This is a genomic window from Lentzea nigeriaca, assembly GCF_016907955.1.
GTDB classification, from domain to species: Bacteria; Actinomycetota; Actinomycetes; order Mycobacteriales; family Pseudonocardiaceae; genus Lentzea; species Lentzea nigeriaca.
In genome coordinates, this window is sequence record NZ_JAFBCX010000001.1 from 721249 (window position 1) to 743220 (window position 21972).

The window sequence follows — 21972 nt, forward strand, 5'->3', positions numbered from 1 at the left end:
CCCAATTCTATTCGAGATCAAAAACAGAAAAGGCGGATCAGGGCTACACCATCGAGTGAAAACCGCAGGTCACACACTTCCTACGGCACCGTATACCCGCCATCTCTCTTGACGTCACAAACAAAGCAAAACGACGGAAATTCGGTCCGGCACACGCCCTGCGAAGGAGGGCATGTGCCGAGTCGGCGAAGCCGCAATAGGGTGACGAACGTGAAGAAACTCGGCAGCAGTCAACGCTCCGACGTGTGGGCGGACGGCGACCGCATCATCAAGCACGTGATCGGCGACCAGCAGGCGTTCGAGCGGGAGGTCACCGCGCTGCGGCTGGCCGAACACACCGGCATGGTGCCGCGCGTCCTCGACGTCGACCCGGACACCCGGACGGTCGTGATGGAGCGGCTGCCGTCCCATCCGTTCGACGAGGACTGGGTGATCGACTACGCCCGCGGCCTCGCCCGGCTGCACCAGGCCACGGGTCCCGAGCACGCGGGAACACTGCCGCGCCAGCAGGTTCCAGATCCGGAGCCGTTCCTGCGGTTCGTGCGCGCGCTGGAGGTCGAGGTCGGGGACGCGGAGGCCGAGCTCGCCTTCGCCGACACCGGCAGGTTCGACCTCCTGCACGGCGACCCGTGTCCTGGCAACGACATGTACACCGAAAGCGGGGCCCGGTTCGTCGACCTCGAAGGCGCGATGCTCGGCGACGGTCTCACCGAGCTGGTCTACCTGCGCATGGGTTTTCCGACCTGCGCGACCGTGTCCGAGACGCCGAAGGAGCTGCGGGAAGCGGCCGAGCGGGCGTACTTCGAGGAACGCGGCTGGTCCGAGCCGCTGGAGGACGCCTGCGTGCGGTGGCTCGTGCAGGGGGACGCGCTGGTGCAGCGGGCCGAGCGGGACGGCACGGATCACCTCGCCAGGGTCGTCGACGAGGACTGGTTCTGGTACAGCACGACGGCACGCGGCCGGTTGATGTTCCGGGCGCGGGTGGTGGCCGGGTTCACCGAGACCCACCCCGCGATGAGCGCGCTCGCCCGGCGGTTGCTCGAGCGGATGAACCGGATCTGGGAGCCGCAGCCGATCGACACCCGACGTACGCACATCTCATGACCAGGCGGACAGTTTCAGGCCTGAGGTGAAAGAACGTTCCTCGCCCGTGACGGGGTCCACGAAGGACAACGTGCGGGCGAGGAGCTGCAGGGGCGAGGAGAAGTCGTCGAGCGGGCGTTCCCGCAGTACCGGGTAGAAGTCGTCGTTCACGATCGGCACGCCGAGGCCCGACATGTGCAGGCGCAGCTGGTGGGTGCGGCCGGTCAGTGGCTTCAGGTGGTAGCGGCCCAAGCCGTTCCGATGCTCCACAAGGGACACGTGCGTTTCGGCGTTCGGCTCGCCGTCGACCTCGAAGGCGGTGATGATGCCGCGTTCCTTGATGATCCGCGAGCGCACGACGGTGGGAAGCGTCAGCGATGGTGAGTACGGGGCGATCGCCTCGTACTCCTTGGTGACCAGGCGATCGCGGAACATCGTCTGGTACTTGCCGCGCAGTTCGCGGCGTACCACGAACAGGACCAGTCCGGCGGTGACCCGGTCGAGCCGGTGCGCGGGGGAGAGGTCGGGCAGGCCGAGCGAGTCGCGCAGCTTCACCAGCGCGGTCTGCATGATGTGCTGACCGCGCGGGATCGTGGCCAGGAAGTGGGGCTTGTCGGCGACCACGATGTCGTCGTCCCGGTACACGACACTGACGTCGAACGGGACGGGCACCTCGACGGGCAGGTCGCGGTGGAACCAGATGTAGCTGTCGGGCACGAACGGCGCGTCGAGGCCGAGCGGGCCGGAGACCGACCAGATGCGCTCCTCGCGCAGCATCTCCTCGATCCGCGCCGGAGCCACCCGCGGCAGGCGCTCGACGAGGTGGTCGCGCAGGGACAGCCACGGGCCGTCGGCCGGCAGCTTCAGCCGCGCGGCGTCCAGGCCGTTGCGCTGGGGGAGAGGGGAGGAGGGTTTGCGTCTCATCGCACCCGTCAGTCTAAATGGTCGGAAAAACCGAACGATATCGCTCGAAAACATTCGCTGTACCGAAGAGACCTGGTCAGCGAGGCTGTGGACATGGCGGTCTTCCTGGTCCTCGGTTCGGTCATCTCACTGCAGTTCGGCGCGGCGTTCGCGAGTCAGCTCTTCGGGCAGATCGGAGCGCCAGGAGCGACGGCGCTGAGGCTCGGCATCGCGGCGTTGATGCTGGCGGTGGTGGCGAAGCCGAAGTTCCGGCAGGAGACGGTCGTGCTCGGGCTCACCATGGCCGGCATGAACGGGACGTTCTACCTGGCGCTCGACCGGATCCCGCTCGGGGTGGCGGTGACGATCGAGTTCCTGGGGCCGCTGGGACTCGCGGCGGTGCTGAGTCGCAGAGCCAGGGACTTCGTGTGGGTCGTGCTGGCGCTCGTCGGCGTGGTGATCCTGGGGGTGCGCGAGTACACCGGCGCGCAGCTCGACCTGATCGGTGTGGTGCTCGCGTTGTTCGCGGCCGTGTTCTGGGCCTGCTACGTGCTGGCGGGACGCAAGCTCGCTACGGAAGGGCTGGGCACGGGAGGTCTCGCCGGGGCGAGCCTGATCGCGGCGGCGCTGACGTTGCCGTACGGGCTTTCGACGGCCGGTGCGACGTTGTTCGAACCCAAGGTCCTGATGCTCGGCACGCTCGTGGCGTTGATGGCCTCCGCGATTCCCTACACGCTGGAGATCAGGGCGCTCAAGACGTTGCAGGCCAGCACGTTCGGTGTCGTGCTGGCGCTGGAACCCGCTGCCGCCGCGCTCGCCGGCGCGGTGCTGCTGGGGCAGCACCTGAGCCTGATCTCGTTGTGCGCCATCGCGTTGGTGATCACCGCCGGGGTTGGAGCGGCGCTACGGAAAGCGCCAGCGCCTCGCGAAACGCCCGCACGGCAGGATGCTGACCTCGTCCTGCCCGTGCCGCAGTGAACAGCAGCCGTGACTGCGGGACCGGCAGTTCGTGCAGGTCGACGGTGACCTCGCGGTCGTACCAGATCAGGTCCGGCAGCAGCGCGACCGCGAGGCCGCGTTCCACGAACCGCAGCTTCACGAGCACGTCGGTCGAGGAGAAGCGCACGTCCGGCTCGTAGCCGTTGTGGCGGCACCAGTTCACGTTGAACGTCCGCTGCGGGAAACCGGTGGGTTCCATGATCCACGGGTAGGAGCCGATCTCGGTGACCGGCAGTCCACGCGGGACGGCCAGCCGGATCGGGTCCCGGCACAGCTCCCGGTACTCGAGGTCGGCGAAGCGCGCCTCCGGCTGGTCAGGCCACTCCTCACCGAAGACGAGGTCGAAGTCCCTGGCGTTCAAGGCGGAAAGCGCTTCCGCCGGGTCGAGGACCTGGAACTCGATCCGCAGCGACGGGTGCTCGTCCCGCATGCGGGCGAACGTCGCCGGGATCAACGCCAGTGCCGCGGTCTGGAACGTGGCGACCCGCAGCGTCCCGGTGATCTCGTGCAGCGACGCCGCGACCTCCGACTCGGCCAGTTCGAGCCTGGCCAGCACCTCCTCGGTGTGCCGCACCAGAATTTCGGCCTGCGGGGTGAGCTTCACCCGCCTTCCGACCGGTTCCAGGAGCGGCACGCCGACCTCGGTCTCCAGCAACGACAGCTGCTGTGACACCGACGACGGGCTGTAGTTCAACGCCTGTGCGACGGCCGCGAGCGTGCCCCGTTGGGAAAGCTCGCGCAACAGCCGCAGTCGATGGAGGTCGAACATCAGATCATTATCCGATAAGGTGCCGCTACCGCCCCCTGAGAACGCGTGCTGTCGTCAGCACGCTTTGAGGAGGTATCGGTATGTCCAAACGACTCCGCATCGCCGCGGGGCTCGCTCTGGCGACCGGTCTGCTCGCGGCGGGTTCTCCCGCACTGGCACAGGTGGAATCGGGCCCGTGGACCAGCTACTCGCCGTCGTTCAGCGTGCAGCAACGCGGCTGCGGCACGGTCAGCGACCTCACGTTCCGGCTCACCTGCTCGACCGCGAGCGGAGATCAGCGTGCCGAGCGCCGGTACGCCACGTACACCGGCGGCACGCGGCAGTTCGAGGGCAGCTTCCGGATCACGAGTCTCGGCGGCAGCCGCATCAGTCTCAAGCAGACGTTCAAGGACGACCCCGGTGCGGGTCCGTACTTCATGCTCGCCGTGGAACGCGGCGGCCGGTTGTACGCCGTGCACGGTGGCGACACCATCGCCACGGGAGCGACCGTCGGCACGACCGTGCGCGTGAACACCGTGCACGTCGTCGGCAGCACGCATCGCACCTACATCAACGGCTCGCAGAAGCACTCGGTCTCGAGCTCCGGCGGGAACTTCTACGACAAGTTCGGCGCGTACCGGACCGCGAGCGGCCAGGGACCGGCGACGGTCGTCTGGAGCAACATCCGGTTCTGGCGCAAGTGATCTCCAGGCTCACTCTGGCGGGACTGCTGTTCCTGGCTGCCTGCGGCCAGGAGCGGCAGGACCCCGTGCTGACGTCCGAGCTGACCTCGCCCACCGACGTGACGCTGCACTGGCGTCCGGACGCGGGAGCGGCCGGGCAGGTCGTCGAGTACGCGAACGCGGCCGACGGCGACTACGTGGTCCTGGAGTTCGTCCCGCCGGGCAGGAACTCCTACCGGCATCCGGACCTGATCCCGGAAACCCAGTTCTACTACCGGGTCCGGCCGTTCGCCGGGCCCGCGTCGGCCACTGTGGACATCACGTTGCCGCCGGGTGACGAGGTGCCGGAGGCCGACGGGCACGAGTGGGCGCAACCGCGCAAGGGCGGTGGGGGCACGCATCCGGTGTCGTCACCAGAGGCGGTGCCGGGGAACCTGAAGGCGGAGGTGAAGCACGCCAACGGGATCCTGTTCACGTGGGAGGACCACGCGTCCGACGAGGAGGGGTACCTGATCGAGCTCAAGCCCGCGGGCGCGGCGGACTACCGCGTCGCGGCGCAGCTCGATCCGGACGTCACCTCGTTCGGGCTGGTCACACTCCCAGACGAGAAAACCGCGACGTATCGGGTGCGGCCTTTCCGTTTCGGATCGCCGTCGAACCTGACGCATCAGAAGACGGGGAAGGTCTGAGCGCGTGTCTGGCGCTCCACGTGCTCGCGGCGAACAGTAACGCCGCGAGCACGTAGGGCCACGAGGCGTGTTCGGTGACGGCGAGGCCGATGTCGATCATGGCCAGCAGTCCGAAAACGGCGCTGAGCAGCCACCACGTCAGGTGATCTTCGTGCGCAGGGGAGGTCATGAGGGCCGGGTTACCCCTTTTCGGGCTCCCTCACACCTACTTCTTCCTCTTTTTTCTCGCCGCGGCGTCGCATGAACCCGAAGCCGGGGATGCCGAGGATCGCCTGGCGCATGTCGCTCGTGACCTCGAGCAGCTGGTGCACCTCAGGGCCGACCCTGTCCAGCGTCGCGAGGATCGGCAGGATGTCGTTGGTGAGGTGCTCGGTCAGCACGGGCAGCTCGTCGACGAGCTTGATCGCGGCCTCGACCTCATGCGGCGAGAGCTCCTCCACGAACCGCTTCGCGAGCGGCTGCGCCTGCCTGGCGATCGGCTCGTAGATGCCGATCAGCTCGTTGGCCGTGTGCGCGGTGTGGCCGGCCGTCGCGACGACCTGCGCCGCCCGTTCCGCGACGTCACCCGCGCTGGCCGTGATCGCGCGGACCTCGTCGACCGCCTTCTCCGCGTCCGCCACGACGTGCCCGGTGCGGTCGACCAGCTCGTCCGCCTTCTTCACGATGCCGTCGATGGCGTCGACCGTGCCGCTGACCTTGCGGACGAGCTGCTCGACCTCGCCGATGAGGTTGAGCACGCGGCCGGGTACGGCGGCTGCCGTCGCGGTCGTCTCGATCGCGGTGTTGATCGCGGTGTTGAGCGCCTGCCTGGCCAGTCCCATGCCGGGGATCTCCATACGACCACTTTGCCCTATGTGTTGATCGGTTCGGGGGAACGCCATTCGGAATCCGGAAGTGTCAGACCCCGTCATTACATTCCTTGATGTCGGCCAGTCGGCTGACCGGGCGATCCGGGAACCGTCCACCGTCCGAAGTTGTCAGAGTCGGGGGTTAGCATCCCCGGCGGGCGAGGGAGGCGCACATGGCTTGGTGGCACCGGATCAGACGCATTATCTCCGGTGGAGGGCGGGAGTCGGCGAGTTTCGTCGCGGCACTGCTGGGTGTTCTCGTGCTCGCGGGCGCGGCGCTGGGGCAGGGCATCTCGCGGACGTCGGTGGCGGTGTCCGACGGGCTGACCTGGCTGGGCGACGACCAGCGCGGTGAGGTCGTGCAGATCAACCCGGTGTCGGGCAAGCCGCAGACGCGGCTGCAGATCAGCGGTCCCGACTCGCAGCTGGAGATCGCGCAGGAGGACGGCCGCCTGATCGTGCTGAACCGGCGCACGGGCGAGATCACCGTCATCGACCTGGCGACGCTGCTCGCGTCCGGCAGGCGGCAGGCGCCGCCCGGTGCGTCGAGCAAGGTGCTGGTCGCGAACGGAATGGTGTTCGTCGTCGACCGCGCGTCCGGCACGATCCACACCGCCGATCCGTTGACGCTGGCCGACGTCGGGCAGACGTGGGAGGCCGGTCAGCCGCTGGCCGATGCCGTCGTCGACGAGCGCGGCGTGCTGTGGCTGGTCGATCACGGCGGCACGTTGCGGTCGCTCGACTGGTCCGACGACGAGGAGCGGTTCCGCGAGCGTTCGCAGCGCCAGATCAGCGGTGCGGGGCCGCGCACCGTGCTGGTGCCCCACGACCAGGGCGTCACGCTGATCGGCCTCGACGGCGGTGTCGTCGTGCGCGACGGCACGGGTGAGGACGTGTCGAGGTCGACCGACCGCACCGATGCCGAGGTGATCGCGGCGCAGACCGCGCCGACGGACCTCGTGCCCGCGTCGGTGCCCGACTCGTCCGTCGTCGTGCTCGTCGTCGACGGGCAGGTGCTGCGCGTCGACGTCGGTGCGAGGGGCTGCCCGAAGCCCGGCAGGCCCGCGGTGTTCCGCGACAAGGTCTACGTGCCCTGCAAGGGATCCGGCAAGGTCATCATCCTCGACCGTGGTGGCAGCCGCGGCGGTGACGACGTGAAGACGTCCGGCGGCGCCGACCCCGAGCTGGTGTTCGACGACGGCCGGTTGTTCGTGAACGTGCCGGGTTCCTCGACCGGTGTGCTCGTGGACGCGGACGGTGCGACGCGGTCGTTGACGATCCGCAGCCCGGAGCTGCCGGTGAAGGACCCGGACCGCTCGCCGCCGCCCTCGGTGCCGCCGCCTCCGCCGCCGAACCCGAACGAGCCGACGAAGCCGCCGCGCAACCCGGGTAATTCCGGCAACCCCGGCAACAACAACGGGTCGCCCGATGTGCCGACGCCTCCGTCGTCGTCCACACCGCCGTCTTCCTCAGGCGGATCGGCACCTGCCGCTCCCGCGGGCGTGACGGTGCGGGAGAAGTCGCGCAGCGCCTCGGCGGTGGTCGTGACGGTGAGCTGGAGCGCGGTCTCCTCGACGGATCCGATCGTGGGTTACACCGTGACGGGTTCCGGCTCGTTCAGCGGTGGCTCGGTGTCGGCGCAGTCGGCCGGTACGTCGGCTGACTTGTCGTTGCCGTGCACGGGTTCCACGTTCTGCACGAGCGGCAGGCTGGACGTGACGGTACGTGCGTCGACGGCGACTCAGGCCGGTGCCGCGGGCATGGCGGCGTTCACGGTGACGGCGCCGAACAACCCGCCACCGCCGCAGCCGACGACCACGACGCCGCCGCCGAACAACCCTCCGCCCAACCCGCCCCCGCCCAACCCGACGCCCACGACCACGACGACCACGCCTCCTCCTCCGCCTCCTCCACCACCGCCGTCGTTACCGACCGCTGGTGCCGTGGTGATCACAGGTTTCTCCGGCGGAGTCCGGATGCCGACGCGCCAGGTGAACATGGCGCCACCCGCGGACTGGGCGAACCACAACGGCCGGTGTGAGGTCGTGAACACGACGCAGGGCTACGCGGTCGGCATTCCGTGCAACGCCACCACCGCGCGGATCGACCTGGAGGAAGGCTCGAACCGCATCGTCGTGCGCGCCTACGCGGCGTCCGGCGCAGGGCAGGTCGACTCGGCGGCGAAGACCGTCAACTACATCGCGGACGAGTGCGCGGGCAAGCCGTCGTGCATCCCGCGCGCGGCTCCGGCGGGCGCTGGGACCGCGCCGATGGGCGCGGGTGGACTGGGTTTGCTGGCGGCTGCGTTCCTGCTGCGCATCGGTGTTCGTAGAGAAGAGGACAAGTGATCGACACCGGAGAGGTCTCGGCCTTCCGCGACCTCCACACCCGGCTCGGTGACGCCGTCGAGAGCGCGGTGCGCGGCAAGCGCGACGTGATCGACCTGGTGCTGGTGGCGATGTTCGCGGGCGGCCACGTGCTGCTGGAGGACGTGCCCGGCACCGGCAAGACGACGCTGGCGCGGGCGGTGGCGGGGGCGTTGGGCGGTCTGTCGCGGCGTGTGCAGTTCACGCCGGACCTGCTGCCGTCCGACGTCACGGGCACCTCGGTCTACGACCCGCAGACCGGGCAGATCCGGTTCCGGCCGGGGCCGGTGTTCGCGAACATCGTGCTGGCGGACGAGATCAACCGCGCGGCGGCGAAGACGCAGTCGGCGTTGCTGGAGGTCATGGAGGAGCGGACCGTCACGATCGACGGCGTCGGGCACGCGGTGCCCGACCCGTTCCTCGTGGTGGCGACGCAGAACCCGATCGACCTCGACGGCACCTACCGGTTGCCGGAGGCGCAGCTGGACAGGTTCATGCTGCGCACGTCGATCGGCTATCCGTCGGTGGCCGACGAGCTGGACGTGTTACGTCCCGGCAGCGGCGCGGGCCGGATCGCCGACGTGCGGACGGTGACGTCGCCGCGCGAGGTGAGCGCGTTCAGCGGGCGGTTGTCGTTGCTGCACGTGGCAGATCCGATCCTGCAGTACATCTCGGCCCTGGGCACGGGAACGCGGTCGGACGAGCGGCTGCGCCTCGGCACGTCGACCCGTGGCCTGCGCACGCTCGTGCGGTGCGCGCAGGTGTACGCGGCGTCGAAGGGCAGGCATTTCGTGGTGCCGCAGGACATCCAGGACATCGCGGACCCGGTGCTCGCCCACCGCCTGGTGCTGACGCGGGAGAGCGTGCTGGCGGGCGTGACGACGTCCGAGGTGCTGGCCGACGTGCTCTCGGGCGTGCCGGTGCCCAAGCCCGCGGCGCAATGAGACTCACCCTGCGCGGCACCGGAACCGCGGTGCTGGGCGTGCTGATGCTCGGCGTGGGCCTGTGGTGGCGCTACGCGGGCATGGCGGCGTTCGGCCTCGCCCTGTCCGCCCTGGTGCTCGCCTCGGTCGTCTCGGTGCTGGTCGCGTCACCGCTGACGGTCTCGCGGACAGTGCGCCCGCGCACCGTGCCACGTCTGGCGCGGTGCAGCGGGCGGCTGGAACTGTCCGCGACGGGCAGGTGGCCGGTGGCGCTGGACGCCGTGGACATGGTGGCGGGCGCGCCTTCCGCCGTGGACGTGCCGCTGCTCAAGCCGGGCGTGACCGAAGCGGTCGACTACGCGATCCCGACGCAACGCCGCGGCGTGTTCGACGTCGGCCCGTTGACGTTGCGGCGCAAGGGCTTGGCCGGCCTGGCACAGGCCCGCACGGTGCTCGGCGAGGTGGTGCAGGTGCGGGTCGTGCCCCGCGTGCTGCAGGTGCGGGGCCTGCCGTCCGGTGCCCGCCGAGGCCAGGTGGGCGCCGACGAACGCGTGGAGCGCGGCGGCACGGACCTGGTGGGCCTGCGCGAATACGTGCCAGGCGACGACCTGCGACGCCTGCACTGGGCGACGTCCGCACGCACCGGCACGCTGATGATCCGCGAGGACGCCGACCCCGCGCGTCCGCACCTGGCCGTGCTGCTCGACGACAACTCCGCCTCGTACGAACAGGAACAGCGCTTCGAGGAGGCGGTGGAGGTGGCGGCGTCGCTGGTCACCTCCGCCCTGGAGCAGGGCCATCCGGTGCGCCTGCTGACGTCGTCCGGCGGCACCGACATCGAGGAGACCCAGGACTCCGCGCCGATCCTCGCGGCCCTGGCAGACCTGGAACTGCAGGGCACCGATGGTCGCCCGACCGTACCGGTGCGGGACCTCGACGTGGTCGCCGTGGTCAGCGGCGCGGTCGTGCCCGCGCTGGTGCTGGAGGCGGGGCGGGCCGCGTTCGGCACCGTGCTGGTGGTGGACGAGCAGCGTCCGGTGGGGGCGGTCGGGTCGGTGCTGGTGATCAGCGGTGCTCGGGCGGAGGACCTGGTCGACTCGTGGAACGCGGTGGTGGCGCGGTGAAACGCAGGGGCGTGGAGCCGGGCTGCGAAGCCGGGTGCAGGAGTGTGGAGTTCGGTGGCGGCTCGGCGAAGTCCGGAGCGGCGGCTGAGGTTCTGGCCGCCGAATCCATCGGTCTCGCCCGTGTCCTGGAGGTGGTGGCGGCATGATGAAACACCTCTGGGTGGCCGCTGTCCTCCTCGTCGCCTCCCTCCAGCTGGCCCAGGCCTGGGACGGCGCGTTCGTCTACTTCGGACTCGCGGCCTTCACGGGATTCCTGGCATTGCTGCTGAAACGCCTCGTACCGGCCGGCTTGGCCGCTCTGGCCGTCATGGTCGTGGCGATGGCCGGCGGGTTCTTCGCGGCCCGTGGCGCGTCCCCCGACCGGGACCCGACGTGGGTGCTGCTCGACACCGTGCCCCGGCTGCTCACCGCTGCCCGTCCCGCGCCCGCGACGCCCGAGCTGCTGGTGCCGGGGCTGCTGCTGATCATCGGCGTGTCCACCGCGGCCGTGCTGTCGGTGACCAGGCGGGGGACGGCGTTGTTCGTGCCCGCGCTGGGTGCGGCGGTGCTGTACGTGTCGGCCGCGCTGCTCACCACGGGCCGGGCCGACCGCTATGGCCTGGTGGCGTTGGTGCTGGTCGTGGTGCTGGCGTTGGGCTGGCTGATCATCGACCGGCGCGGGCCCGTGGTGCCGCCCGCGGTGCTGGCGACGGCGCTGGCGGCGTTGACATTGCTGACGGTTGTGTTGCCCACCAACGGTTTTGAGCCGCGGAAGCTGGTCACGCCGCCGGTCACCAACGTGGCCATCGCGAACCCGTTGCCGCAGCTCGCCGCGTGGGCCGCGCAGGGGGAGGCCGAGCTCTTCCGGATGCGTGGGCCCGAGGTGCCGGTGCGGCTGGTGACGCTCAGCCGGTACACGGGCGCGTCGTGGGAGGCGGCCGCGACGTACGGGCCGCTCGGTGTGGTGGACGCGCCGGATCTGCCCACCGGCAGGAAGTTCCAGGACGCGAGTGTCGATCTGCGGATCACCGGGTTGCAGGGCGAGTGGCTGCCCGGTGTGGGGAAGCCGCAGGCGGTGTCGCTGAGCAACGCCATGGTGGATCCGGACACCGGGTCGCTGGTGGTGGCCGACGGGCTCAGGACGGGGCTGAGCTACACGGTTCGCGGTGTCGTCGAGACGCCTGCCGACGCGGATCTGGCCGAGGCCACGGTGCCCGCCGGTGCGACTCGGTACACGGCGTTGCCGCGGTTGCCGTTCACGTTGGCGGAGTACGCGCGGCAGGCGACGGCGAACGCCCGCACGCCGTATGAGAAGGCCGTGGCGCTGGAGCAGGTCGTGCGGCTCAACCGGCGGCCGGACGCCGAGGCGCCGGTCGGGTCGTCGTACGCGCGGCTGGAGACGTTTCTGTTCGGTGCCGCCGGTGAGGCCGGGGCCGGAGCGGGGACGGCCGAGCAGTTCGCGTCGGCCTACGCCGTGCTGGCGCGGGCGGTCGGGTTGCCCACGCGCGTGGTGGTCGGGTTCCAGCCCGTGCCCGAGCAGGGCGGGGAACGGATCGTGCGCGCCGCGGATGCCACGGCCTGGCCGGAGGTGTACTTCAGCGGATGGGGCTGGGTGGCGTTCGATCCCGTGTCCGGCAACGGGAGCGGGCCCAGCGCGGCGTCGAAGCGGGAGGTGCTGAACCGGCTCGCGTCCACGACGGCGAAGCCGACGCCGACGTCGTTGCCCTCGGTGCCGCCGCTGGTGCAGCCGAGCGCCGTGAAGCCCGACGTGGTGGCTGCCCCTGAAGCACCGAAGGGGTTTCCGTTCTGGGTGTTCGCGCCGGTGCTGCTCCTGGTCGTGCTGTACGTGGCACGGACTTCGCGCCGCCTGCGGTGGCGCGCGGCCGGGGCGGTGGGGGCGTGGAACGAGGTGCTGGACTCGTTGCAGCTGGCCGGGTTGAAGCCGCGGCCCAGCCGGACCGTGCCGGACATCGGGCGGGAGTGGGGCGACGCCGGGGTGCGGCTGGCGACGATCGTGGACCAGGCCGCGTTCGCGCCACAGCCGGTGCGTCAGGAGAACGGCTGGCGGCTGGCACGGCAGATCAGGAAAGCGGTGCGGCGCAGGGCTTCCTGGTGGCGCAAGGTGGTGTGGGCGGTCGACCCGCGGCCGCTGTTCCGGCGGTGAGCGTGCTTTCGCAGGCGTCCCCCTGAAAGGTGGACCCCTGATCAACCCGACGATACTCAGGGGGTCTGACAAGATCGTTCAGTTCTTGGCTGCGCAGACCTTGGCCGAGCTGCCTCGTTCACCGTTGTAGCCGAAGGCCGCGATCTGGAAGCAACGGCGGATGCCGCCGCCGTCCTCGATGACGTACTTGGTGCCACCGCCGGTCACCCTGGTCACGGCCTGCGGTTTGGCGCCGGTCACGTCGATCACCACGAACTCGGCCTGGCCTTTGCTCGGGTCAGACCACTCCAGCTCGATCGCCTTGCCCTTGTACTCGGCGCGCTTGAGCACCGGCACGAACTTTGGGTCGGCGTTGGGCGGCGGGCCCGCGTCGGCGGACTCCGACGTCGGCACCGGAATCGTCGTCGTCGTCGTTGTCACCGGCTGCTGGGACTGCCGGTTGTCGGGGCGGTTCAGCAGCAGGCCCGCGAGGACGCCGCCGGTCACCGCCACCACGGCCAGCAGGGCCAGCACACCGCCGCGCTTGTTCTTGCGGACCGGGGCCGTCATCGGTTCGACCGGCGGCACGTCGAGGGTCGGCAGCACGGCCACCTGGCGCGGTGGCGGTGGCACGACGATGTCCTGCTGCCGGTAGGTCAGGTCGGCGAGCCGGCCCTGCCACGAGTTGTCCGGCTCCTCTTCCGGTTCCTCGGCGGGCTTTTCCTCCTCCTCCACCTTGGGGCGGGGGCCGAAGCCGGGCGCCTCGGTGGGGCCGTCCGGGAAGACGGCGGTGCGCTCGCCCAGCATCATCGTCGAGTCCGGGTCCACAATGGACACTGACGGCGCGGTCGAGACCCCCGCGTTCACGGCCATCAGCGCGTCGCGCAGCTCCAGCGCCGAGGCGAAGCGTTCGGCGCGGTCCTTGCGCAGGCAGCGGTTGATCACTGCCACCAGTGAGGCCGGGACGTCGAAGCGGGTCAGGGTGCGGGGTTCGGAACGGGTCACGCGGCCGACGTAGGAGAGCAGCGTGTCCTCGTCCGGGTTGTCCGAGGCGAACGGCGGCTTGCCCTCCAGCAGTGTGAAGAGGGTCGAGCCGAGCGACCAGATGTCGTCGGCGAACGACGGGGTGCCGCCCTCCAGCGTCTGCGGCGCCGCGTGGCGGTAGCTGACCATCTGCAGTGACGCCGAGTGGCCCGCGTCGGCGCCGCGGGCGATGCCGAAGTCGGCGAGGACGTAGGAGGTGGGGAGCACGAGGACGTTCTGCGGCTTCACGTCGCGGTGCAGGATGCCCTGGCCGTGCGCGAACGCGAGCGCGTCGGCCACCGCGATGCCGGCGGAGATGACGTCCGGCACGGGCAACGGGCCCATGGCGCGCAAACGGTCGTGCAGCGAGCCGCGTTCGTAGTACTCCATGACGATGCACGGGCGGCCGTCCGGCAGCGTGCCGGTGTCCAGCACCGTGACGATGTGCGGGTGCTGGCGGCCCAGCTCGACGGTGATGGCCAGCTCGCGGCGGAACCTGGTCAGCGTCTCCGGGTCGGTGACCTGCAGGACCTTCACCGCGACGTCGCGGCCCAGACCGTCCTGGCGCGCCCGGTAGATCGTGCCCTCGCCGCCCTGCGCGATCACGCGGAAACCGCTGTAGCCGGGTAACGCGATCGCAGGTGCGGGCGCGGCGCCCGCGGCGGGCGCCCAGGCCATCAGATCGTCTTCCACCAACGAATCCTATCCCGCTGCGGCCGGCTCACCCCGACGTTCGGCGCAGCCGCGGAATGGGTTCAGTCCTGCCGCACCTTCACCTGGAATCCCAGCGACTGCAGCATTCCCGTGAGCATCACGCGGGTGTTGTCGTCGGCGCGCCTGGGCAACTCCGACTGCTTCGCCGCCTCCGCGAGCTTGGCCTCGGCGGCGAGGTAGAACCGTTGCTGGTCAGGAGGTCCCGCCAGCGCCTGCAGATCGTTGATCAGGCCGCGTTCCTGGCAGAAGACGTACGAGCGGTCGTGGTGCAGGTTCGGTTTGTCCAGCTGCGCCTTGGGCAGCCGCAGCTCCACGGTCTTGCGGTCGGGGGACACGATCAGCCCGTCGTCCTTGATCGAGCCGAGGTCGACGTAGGCGTTGACCGACCCGGCGGCCACGAACAGCGTGCGTTCGCCGGCCAGCGCCGAGGGCACCCACTTCACGTCGTTCTCGATGTCCAGCACGACCTGGAACTCGCCGGACGCGGCGTGGTACTGGCTGAGGTCCCGCACCGACTTGAGCATCGCGGGCTGGCTGCGGTCGATCGACTCGTCACCGGAGGGCTTGAACTGCCCGAAGACGTACACCGCCGCGCCGAGGAGAATGAAGACGGCTGCGACCAGAGCTCCACGCGTCACCCAGCGCCTGTCCACGGCATTGGACTACCCGTGAGGTGATGCGCTCACACGGTCCGTATGGGCTAATCGACCCGTGCGGAATCAGTCATGCGTCCATCTGGTTGGCTTTGGACGAGACTGAAACAACGGTTTTGGAGGCGTGCGGTGCTGGACCCGGAGAACCTGTACGAGGTCGACTCGGAGGTGCCGGACCTGACAGGTGCGGTGCTGCTGCACCACTTCGAGGGCTTCATGGACGCCGGTGCGGCCGGCCGCCTGCTCGCCGAGCACCTGCTCGAAACGCTCGAAAGCCGTGTCGTCGCCCGCTTCGACATCGACAGCCTGATCGACTACCGGTCGCGCCGCCCGCTGATGACCTACGCGACGGACCACTGGGAGGACTACGCCACGCCCGAGCTGGTCGTGCACCTGCTCTGGGACAGCGCGGGCCACCCGTTCCTGCTGCTCACGGGCCTCGAGCCGGATCGCAGCTGGGAGGCGTTCGTACTCGCCGTGCGGTCGTTGATCGACCGGTGGGGCGTGCGCCTGACCGTCGGGTTCCACGGCATCCCGATGGGCGTTCCGCACACGCGCCCGCTGAACGTCATCGGCCACGCGACCAGGCCCGAGCTCGTGTCGGAGTACCAGCCGTTCTTCAACCGCGTGCAGGTGCCGGGCAACGTGTCGGGCCTGCTGGAGTACCGGCTCGGCCAGGCGGGCCACGACGCGATGGGCTTCGCCGCGCAGGTGCCGCACTACCTGGCGCAGTCCCAGTACCCGACCGCCGCCGTGACGCTGCTGGACGCCGTCGCGCGCGCCACCGGTCTCGCGTTGCCGATCGGCTCGCTGATCGACGCGGCCCAGGCCGCCGACGCCGAGATCCACCGCCAGGTGGCGGAGTCGGAAGAAGTAGCCCAGGTGGTGGAAGCGCTCGAGCGGCAGTACGACGCCTTCATCCAGACTGTCGGGAACACCGATCTCCCCAGCGCGGACGAACTGGGGGCCGAGTTCGAACGGTTCCTGGCCGAGCAGCAGCGTCCGCCGGACCACCTGTAGGAGCTTGTGATGGCCACCTGGAACGACGTGCGCCGGATCGCCACCTCCATGCCCGACGTGACGGAGCGGGTGCGAGAGGGCGTCGTCGACTGGAGGGTCAAGGACAAGCTCTTCGTGTGGGAACGGCCGCTGCGCAAAACGGACCTCGCCGCGCTGGGCGCTTCGGCGCCTTCCGGGCCGATCCTGGCCGCACGGGTGCCGGACCTGGGCGCCAAGGAGGCCTTGCTGGCCTCCGACGAGTCGGTCTACTTCACGACGCCGCACTTCCAGGGATATCCGGCGATCCTGGTGCGGCTGGAGCACATCGAGGTGGGGGAGCTGGAAGAGCTGATCGTCGAGGCGTGGCACGCGCGGGCGAGGCGCCGGTAGTGGAATTCCTCTGCTACCACCGGGATCGGCCCGGTTCGTTGCCGTTGCGCGAGAAGCTGATCGAGGAGCACTGGTCCTACATGGACCGGTTCGAACTGATCGCCCGCGGGCCCACTTTCGACGGCGGTGTGCTGACGGGCAGCGTGCACGTCGTCGACGTACCGGATGCGGCTGCGGCTCGTGCGTTCGCGTTCGAGGAGCCCTGCTACCAGGCAGGCGCGTACCGGGACGTGCTGGTGCGCAGGTGGCGCAACGTGCTCGGCCGGACGATGTGGGACTTCCGCGGCGGCCGGGAGGGCGGCGGCCACCTCGTGCTCGGGTTCGGGTCGGGCGAGCCGGTGGACCTCGTTCCCGCGCGCAAGGACGAGCTGATCGCGTACGGGCCGTTGCTGTCCGACGACGGCACGGCGTGGCTCGGCACGGCCGCGCTGGTCAGGTCCACGGATCCGGCGTCGGTGCTGACCGCCGACCTCTACGACGCCGTCGAGGTCCACGCGTGGGAGTTCGGCGGCCGCCGCTGACCTGCCCGTTCGCCGGGCGAGCGGACAGCCTCCGACCTGCCGGGACGGGTCGGAGGCCAGTCATCGGCCTCGGCTACAGGGCGCACGCCCCGACAGCCTCGCCGAACAGAGCACCCCAGGCGTCCTCGATGTGCTCCAACCCGCTGCCGTTGGCGAGGTTCGGGTTCGAACTGCCTTCACCGATCGTCTTGTCGGACCGGACCGTGAAGCCTGCCGGACCGCCGTGCCCGAGCCAGTAGGCCAGGAAGCAATCAGGGTCGACGCCCGGCGGGAAGTCCGGACTGTGGACGAACTCTTCAACCGTCACCGTGATCCACCGACTCGAATGGGTGGCACCGGCATTGCCCTGGTCCGATCTGTTCACGATGTAGCACTCGTGCGCGGAAGCAACGCCGGCTCCCACCATCAACAGCGCGGCCGACATGGCACCGACCGCCAGGCTTCGCTTGAACACGCCGATCCTCCAACTCCCCGACCGTCTCATGTGGATTCATAAGAGTGGAGTACCAAAACGTTACGCCATAAGGGTCATTGGACCCGATGGCTCAGCGTGATGGAACACTTCCCGTACGTAGAACGAGAAGGCACCGTTGCCGGAGGCGGAGTGGCGGTGTCTGTCAGTAGCTGACGAACCGGTAATGCAGGCCGCTGCTGGACTCCTGCCAGTCACCGACGCGGACCGGTTCGCGGTCGATCTTCGGCGCGTACGTGTCACCCTCGAAGGTCTCGAGCACCTCGGTCACCTCGACACGGTCCGCGAACGGCAGTGTCGCCGCGTAGACCGCCGAGCCGCCCATCACCCACAGGTCGCCGGTGACGTCCGCGAGCGCCTTCTCCAGGCTGTCGAACGTCTCGGCGCCTTCCTGGGGCGTCCGGGACAGCACCAGGTTGCGGCGGCCCGGCAGCGGCCGGAAGCGGGGCGGCAGGGACTCCCAGGTGAGGCGGCCCATCAGCACGGCGGCGCCCGCGGTGATCTCCCGGAAGTGCTTCATGTCCTCCGGGATGTGCCACGGGATGGCGTTGTCGCGGCCGATGACGCCGTTGAGAGACTGCGCCCAGATCAGGCCGATCACACCGCCACCGGAGCCTTGATGCCGGGGTGCGGGTCGTAGCCTTCGACCGTGAAGTCCTCGAACCGGTAGTCGAAGAGGCTCGGGACGTCCGCGAGCTTCAGCGTCGGGAACGGGCGCGCCTCGCGGGTCAGCTGCAGTTCGACCTGCTCGACGTGGTTGTCGTAGATGTGGCAGTCGCCGCCGGTCCAGATGAAGTCGCCGACGCCGAGACCCGTCTGGGCGGCGATCATGTGGGTCAGCAGGGCGTAGGAGGCGATGTTGAACGGCACGCCGAGGAACAGGTCCGCGCTGCGCTGGTAGAGCTGGCAGGACAGCTTGCCGTCGGCGACGTAGAACTGGAAGAACGCGTGGCACGGCGGCAGCGCCATCTGCGGGATCTCGCCGACGTTCCAGGCGGACACGATGATCCGGCGGGAGTCGGGGTTCGTCCGCAGAGACTTCAGGACCTCGGCGATCTGGTCGACGTGGCCGCCGTCCGGGGTCGGCCACGAGCGCCACTGCACGCCGTAGATCGGGCCGAGCTCACCGTCCTCGGGCGCCCACTCGTCCCAGATCGTCACGCCGTGGTCCTGGAGCCAGCGCACGTTGCTGTCGCCGCGCAGGAACCACAGCAGCTCGTAGGCGATCGACTTGAAGTGGACCTTCTTGGTGGTGATCAGCGGGAAGCCCGCGGCGAGCGGGTAGCGCAGCTGATGGCCGAAGATCGACCGCGTGCCGGTGCCGGTGCGGTCTTCCTTGTGCACGCCCTCTTTCAGGACGTGCCGGAGCAGGTCTTCGTACTGCGTGTCGGCCATGAGGGTGAGCCTACCCAGTGCCCTGGCCGGCACTAGAAACGTGCGGTGTCCGGCCCGAGTCCGAAGCGCACCATCGAGTAGGTCTCCAGCAGACGGCGCGACACGATCGTGTGCTGGTTCGCGACGTGAGCGTCCCGCAGGCACCGTTGCAGGGCCGACGACGTGAACACCGACGTGCCGCCGCCCACCGCGAACGCCTTCTGAGCCACCTCGGTGGCCTCGGCGGAGGCGAACGTGCAGGCCAGCCGCAACCGGCCCCTCACGGCGTCCGGCGCCTCCGAACCGGCCTCCGCCAGCTCCCAGGCCGCGCTCAGCTCGTCGTCGAGGAAGGCGCGGGCGGCCGAGAGCCGGGCCTCCATCAGAGCGACGTCGATCTGGACGCCGGCCTGCTCGGCGAGGCGTTTCGACGCGTGCTGCGGAGTCTTCTCGACGGCGAGCGCCACGATCTCGTCGACGGCACGCCGCGCGATGCCCAGGCCCACCGAGGCGACGCCGGCGGCGAGGAAGCAGAAGAACGGGAAGCGGGGAAGCGAGCCGGTGGTGCCGGGCGGGGTCACTCCCGGCAGCGCGGTCCGGCCGGCCGGGACGAAGGCGTCGGCGACGGAGAACTCGTGCGAACCGGTGGCGCACAGACCCGAGACGTGCCAGGTGTCGTGGATCGTCACGTCCGCACGCGGGTACACGGCCAGACGCGGGCCGTCCGGTGTGAGGGTTCCGCCGATCACCCACTGGCTGTACGGAACGGCGCTGCCCCAGCCCCAACGGCCGGACACGCGGTAGCCGCCGTCCGCCGCCTCACCACGTCCGATCGGCGCCGCGGTGCCCGCGATCAACGCGCGCGGGTCGCCGAAGATCTCGTCGGCGGCGGCGACCGGCAGGTACCAGGCGAGCGACGACGAGATGGTGGTGGTCATCGCGGTCCAGCCCGTCGAGGCGTCCGAGCACGACAGGTTCTGGATCACGCGGCTCCACTCCGGCAGGCCCATCTCGGCGCCGCCGTAGCGCTTCGGCAGGAGCATCTGGTGCACGCCGTGGTCGATCAAGGCGGTCAGCACCGGTTCGGTGAGGGCGCGCTGCTGTTCGGCCACCGGCGCTTCGGCGCGGATCAGGGCGTGGAGATCCATGTGCGCGATCCTGCCGAGCGGACTACAGCTTGGCGAGCGCCTCAACGAGTGGCTTGAGCTCCGGGGCCGCCGAAGCCTCCTCCAGCGACGCCGCGAGGACCTCGTCATGGGTGGGCCGGGCGAGCGCGAGCAGTTCGTGGCCCTTGTCGGTGACCTCGGTGTAGATGCCGCGGCGGTCCGTGGGGCAGAGGTAGCGGGCGAGCAGGCCACGGTCCTCCAGGCGGGTGACCAGGCGCGTCGTGGCCGACTGGCTGAGCACCACGGCGTTCGACAGCTGGTTCATCCGGAGGTGGAAGCCGTCCTGGCGGTTGAGGACGTCGAGAACGGTGTACTCGCTGACGGAGAGTTCGTGCGCCTTCTGCAGGGCTCGCTCGAGGCGGTCCTCGATGCGCGCGTGCAACGCCGCGAGCGTGCGCCAGCCCTGAGCGCGCGCCTGGACGGCGTCGTCGTCCAGTGACATGGGTCAACCCTTCTCAAATAGACAGCGTCTGCAACTATTGCGTACGCTTGTAATCGTCTTCAGCAAGTCTACCGGGGAGAGACATGGATCTGTCGGGACGTACGGCGCTTGTCACGGGCTCCACCTCCGGCATCGGCTTCGCGACGGCGGAGGCGCTGCTCAAGGCGGGTGCGACGGTCGTCGTCAACGGTCGCAGCCGGGAGCGGGTCGACGAGGCGGTGGCGAAACTCGACGGGGACCTCCCCACCGTCGACGTGCGGGGTGTCGCGGCGGACATCGCGACCGCGCAGGGCGCGGCCGAGCTGATCGAGCAGGTGCCCGACGTGGACGTGCTGGTCAACAACATGGGGATCTACGGCGCGCAGCCGGTGTTCGAGATCGACGACGCCGAGTGGCAGCGGTTCTTCGACACCAACGTCATGTCCGGCGTGCGGCTCTCGCGGCACTACACGCCGCGGATGGTCGAGCGCGGCTGGGGCCGGGTGATCTTCGTGAGCAGCGAGTCGTCCGTCTTCACGCCCACCGAGATGGTCCATTACGGCATGACGAAGACCGCGCAGCTCGCCATCGCGCGCGGCATGGCGCAGGCCGTGAAGGGCACCGGTGTCACGGTGAACTCCGTGCTGCCCGGCCCGACGCTCACGCCGGGCGTCGAGGAGTTCATCCGCGACCGCGTCGGCGACGGCGGCGAGGCGGAGTTCGTCCGCACCGAACGCCCGACCCTGTTGCTGGGCCGTCTGATCCGTCCGCACGAGGTCGCGAACCTCATCACCTACGTCGCGTCGGACCTGTCGTCCGCGACGACCGGAGCCGCGTTGCGCGTCGACGGCGGCACGGCGCCGACGCTGATCCCGTAAGTCAGAAAAGGAAGATTGCTTGTGAACATCGTGAAGCTCAACAACGGCGTCGAGATGCCCCAGCTCGGTTTCGGTGTCTGGCAGGTGCCCGACGCCGAGGCCACGCCCGCGGTCAGCGAGGCGATCAGGGCCGGTTACCGCAGCATCGACACCGCCGCGCTCTACGGCAACGAGGCGGGCACCGGCGCGGCCGTCGCCCAGTCCGGCGTGGCGCGCGAGGAGCTGTTCGTCACGACGAAGCTGTGGAACACCGACCAGGGTCACGACGCGACGCTGCGCGCGTTCGACGAGTCGATGAGCAAGCTGAAGCTCGACGTGCTCGACCTCTACCTGATCCACTGGCCGACGCCCGCCCGCGACCTGTACGTGGACACCTGGAAGACGTTCGTGCAGCTGCAGAAGGAAGGCCGGGTCCGCGCGATCGGCGTCTCCAACTTCCAGCCCGCGCACCTGCGGCGGCTGATCGACGAGACCGGTGTCGTGCCCGCGATCAACCAGGTCGAGCTGCACCCGTACCTGCAGCAGGCCGACCTGCGGGAGTTCCACGCGCGGCACGGCATCCAGACCGAGGCCTGGTCGCCGCTCGGCCAGGGCGGCGAGCTGCTCGGCGACCCGGTCGTCACCGAGATCGCCGCGCGGCACAACCGTTCCGCGGCGCAGGTCGTGCTGCGCTGGCACCTGCAGCTCGGCAACGTCGTGATCCCGAAGTCCGTGACGCCGTCCCGCATCCGGGAGAACATCGCGGTGTTCGACTTCGAGCTGGCCGAGGAGGAGATGGCCGCCCTGTCCACTCTGGACCGCGGCGGTCGCATCGGCCCGAACCCCGACGAGTTCAACCAGGCCTGACGAGAACTACGAAGCCCCGGCCCGCATTCT

At 69.7% G+C, this 21972-nt stretch carries 24 protein-coding genes; 14 read left to right on the forward strand and 10 right to left on the reverse strand.

Going from position 1 to position 21972, the window contains the following annotated elements:
* Nucleotides 1-210: 210 nt before the first annotated feature.
* Nucleotides 211-1104: a phosphotransferase family protein gene (locus tag JOD27_RS02490; RefSeq protein ID WP_204760429.1), complete on the forward strand. Its 894-nt coding sequence runs from the start codon at nt 211-213 to the stop codon at nt 1102-1104.
* On the opposite strand, the gene JOD27_RS02495 is transcribed toward JOD27_RS02490, so the two are convergent.
* Nucleotides 1099-2007: an RluA family pseudouridine synthase gene (locus tag JOD27_RS02495; RefSeq protein WP_204760430.1), complete on the reverse strand. Its 909-nt coding sequence runs from the start codon at nt 2005-2007 to the stop codon at nt 1099-1101. The genes JOD27_RS02490 and JOD27_RS02495 overlap by 6 nt on opposite strands.
* A gap of 93 nt (nt 2008-2100) precedes the next feature.
* On the opposite strand from JOD27_RS02495, the gene JOD27_RS02500 reads away from it, so the two are divergent.
* On the forward strand, nt 2101-2964 hold the full coding sequence (locus tag JOD27_RS02500) for an EamA family transporter (RefSeq protein ID WP_204760431.1): 864 nt from the start codon (nt 2101-2103) through the stop codon (nt 2962-2964).
* On the opposite strand, the gene JOD27_RS02505 is transcribed toward JOD27_RS02500, so the two are convergent.
* Nucleotides 2867-3754: a LysR family transcriptional regulator gene (locus JOD27_RS02505; protein WP_204760432.1), complete on the reverse strand. Its 888-nt coding sequence runs from the start codon at nt 3752-3754 to the stop codon at nt 2867-2869. The genes JOD27_RS02500 and JOD27_RS02505 overlap by 98 nt on opposite strands.
* 80 nt (nt 3755-3834) lie before the next feature.
* Between JOD27_RS02505 and JOD27_RS02510 the strand changes: the two genes are divergently transcribed.
* A complete protein-coding gene (locus JOD27_RS02510) occupies nt 3835-4437 on the forward strand; it encodes a polysaccharide lyase family protein (RefSeq protein WP_204760433.1) in 603 nt (200 codons plus the stop codon).
* Nucleotides 4434-5105, forward strand: coding sequence for a fibronectin type III domain-containing protein (locus tag JOD27_RS02515; RefSeq protein ID WP_307829832.1), 672 nt, complete (start codon nt 4434-4436; stop codon nt 5103-5105). Before JOD27_RS02510 ends, JOD27_RS02515 begins: the two co-directional genes overlap by 4 nt.
* Nucleotides 5106-5284: 179 nt before the next feature.
* Here the strand turns inward: JOD27_RS02515 and JOD27_RS02520 are convergent, their stop codons facing one another.
* Complete coding sequence (locus tag JOD27_RS02520) at nt 5285-5941, reverse strand: hypothetical protein (RefSeq protein WP_239566293.1); 657 nt, start codon at nt 5939-5941, stop codon at nt 5285-5287.
* Nucleotides 5942-6126: 185 nt separating this feature from the next.
* Between JOD27_RS02520 and JOD27_RS02525 the strand changes: the two genes are divergently transcribed.
* Genes JOD27_RS02525 through JOD27_RS02545 form a run of 5 tightly spaced genes read left to right on the forward strand, consistent with a single transcriptional unit; the run spans nt 6127 to nt 12509 of the window.
* Nucleotides 6127-8301, forward strand: coding sequence for an NHL repeat-containing protein (locus JOD27_RS02525; RefSeq protein ID WP_204760434.1), 2175 nt, complete (start codon nt 6127-6129; stop codon nt 8299-8301).
* Nucleotides 8298-9263, forward strand: coding sequence for an AAA family ATPase (locus JOD27_RS46410; RefSeq protein WP_204760435.1), 966 nt, complete (start codon nt 8298-8300; stop codon nt 9261-9263). The genes JOD27_RS02525 and JOD27_RS46410 overlap by 4 nt, the downstream gene beginning before the upstream one ends.
* Complete coding sequence (locus JOD27_RS02535) at nt 9260-10366, forward strand: DUF58 domain-containing protein (RefSeq protein ID WP_239566294.1); 1107 nt, start codon at nt 9260-9262, stop codon at nt 10364-10366. Before JOD27_RS46410 ends, JOD27_RS02535 begins: the two co-directional genes overlap by 4 nt.
* Complete coding sequence (locus tag JOD27_RS02540) at nt 10363-10512, forward strand: hypothetical protein (protein ID WP_204760436.1); 150 nt, start codon at nt 10363-10365, stop codon at nt 10510-10512. Before JOD27_RS02535 ends, JOD27_RS02540 begins: the two co-directional genes overlap by 4 nt.
* Nucleotides 10509-12509, forward strand: a complete 2001-nt coding sequence (locus JOD27_RS02545) for a transglutaminase TgpA family protein (protein ID WP_204760437.1) — start codon at nt 10509-10511, stop codon at nt 12507-12509. The genes JOD27_RS02540 and JOD27_RS02545 overlap by 4 nt, the downstream gene beginning before the upstream one ends.
* Nucleotides 12510-12587: 78 nt before the next feature.
* Here JOD27_RS02545 and JOD27_RS02550 read toward each other — a convergent pair whose 3' ends face one another.
* Together JOD27_RS02550 and JOD27_RS02555 are read right to left on the reverse strand one after the other, a co-directional pair.
* Nucleotides 12588-14204: a serine/threonine-protein kinase gene (locus JOD27_RS02550; protein ID WP_204760438.1), complete on the reverse strand. Its 1617-nt coding sequence runs from the start codon at nt 14202-14204 to the stop codon at nt 12588-12590.
* 62 nt (nt 14205-14266) lie between these two features.
* Nucleotides 14267-14878, reverse strand: coding sequence for a DUF4230 domain-containing protein (locus tag JOD27_RS02555; protein ID WP_204760439.1), 612 nt, complete (start codon nt 14876-14878; stop codon nt 14267-14269).
* A gap of 72 nt (nt 14879-14950) precedes the next feature.
* Between JOD27_RS02555 and JOD27_RS02560 the strand changes: the two genes are divergently transcribed.
* Genes JOD27_RS02560 through JOD27_RS02570 form a run of 3 tightly spaced genes read left to right on the forward strand, consistent with a single transcriptional unit; the run spans nt 14951 to nt 16788 of the window.
* The gene (locus JOD27_RS02560; protein ID WP_204760440.1) at nt 14951-15898 is read left to right on the forward strand and encodes a proteasome assembly chaperone family protein; all 948 of its coding nucleotides are present in this window, start codon (nt 14951-14953) and stop codon (nt 15896-15898) included.
* Nucleotides 15899-15907: 9 nt separating this feature from the next.
* Nucleotides 15908-16267, forward strand: a complete 360-nt coding sequence (locus JOD27_RS02565; RefSeq protein WP_204760441.1) for an MmcQ/YjbR family DNA-binding protein — start codon at nt 15908-15910, stop codon at nt 16265-16267.
* Nucleotides 16240-16788 carry a YciI family protein gene (locus JOD27_RS02570; RefSeq protein ID WP_307829835.1) on the forward strand — a complete coding sequence of 183 codons (549 nt, stop codon included), beginning with the start codon at nt 16240-16242 and terminating at the stop codon, nt 16786-16788. The genes JOD27_RS02565 and JOD27_RS02570 overlap by 28 nt, the downstream gene beginning before the upstream one ends.
* Nucleotides 16789-16861: 73 nt before the next feature.
* Here the strand turns inward: JOD27_RS02570 and JOD27_RS02575 are convergent, their stop codons facing one another.
* From JOD27_RS02575 to JOD27_RS02595, 5 genes are all read right to left on the reverse strand, one after another.
* Nucleotides 16862-17242 (reverse strand): hypothetical protein, encoded by a 381-nt coding sequence (locus tag JOD27_RS02575; RefSeq protein ID WP_204760442.1) that lies wholly within the window; start codon nt 17240-17242, stop codon nt 16862-16864.
* Nucleotides 17243-17405: 163 nt separating this feature from the next.
* Nucleotides 17406-17861: a dihydrofolate reductase gene (locus tag JOD27_RS02580; RefSeq protein WP_204760443.1), complete on the reverse strand. Its 456-nt coding sequence runs from the start codon at nt 17859-17861 to the stop codon at nt 17406-17408.
* Complete coding sequence (locus tag JOD27_RS02585) at nt 17858-18655, reverse strand: thymidylate synthase (protein WP_204760444.1); 798 nt, start codon at nt 18653-18655, stop codon at nt 17858-17860. The genes JOD27_RS02580 and JOD27_RS02585 overlap by 4 nt, the downstream gene beginning before the upstream one ends.
* A 32-nt stretch (nt 18656-18687) precedes the next feature.
* Nucleotides 18688-19779 carry an acyl-CoA dehydrogenase family protein gene (locus tag JOD27_RS02590; protein ID WP_204760445.1) on the reverse strand — a complete coding sequence of 364 codons (1092 nt, stop codon included), beginning with the start codon at nt 19777-19779 and terminating at the stop codon, nt 18688-18690.
* Between the two features lie 22 nt (nt 19780-19801).
* Nucleotides 19802-20239, reverse strand: a complete 438-nt coding sequence (locus tag JOD27_RS02595) for a MarR family winged helix-turn-helix transcriptional regulator (protein ID WP_204760446.1) — start codon at nt 20237-20239, stop codon at nt 19802-19804.
* An 83-nt stretch (nt 20240-20322) separates the two neighbouring features.
* Between JOD27_RS02595 and JOD27_RS02600 the strand changes: the two genes are divergently transcribed.
* The gene (locus tag JOD27_RS02600; RefSeq protein WP_204760447.1) at nt 20323-21096 is read left to right on the forward strand and encodes an SDR family NAD(P)-dependent oxidoreductase; all 774 of its coding nucleotides are present in this window, start codon (nt 20323-20325) and stop codon (nt 21094-21096) included.
* A 54-nt stretch (nt 21097-21150) separates the two neighbouring features.
* Entirely contained in the window at nt 21151-21942 is a 792-nt protein-coding gene (locus tag JOD27_RS02605; protein ID WP_204761135.1) for an aldo/keto reductase, read from the forward strand.
* Nucleotides 21943-21972 lie beyond the last annotated feature (30 nt).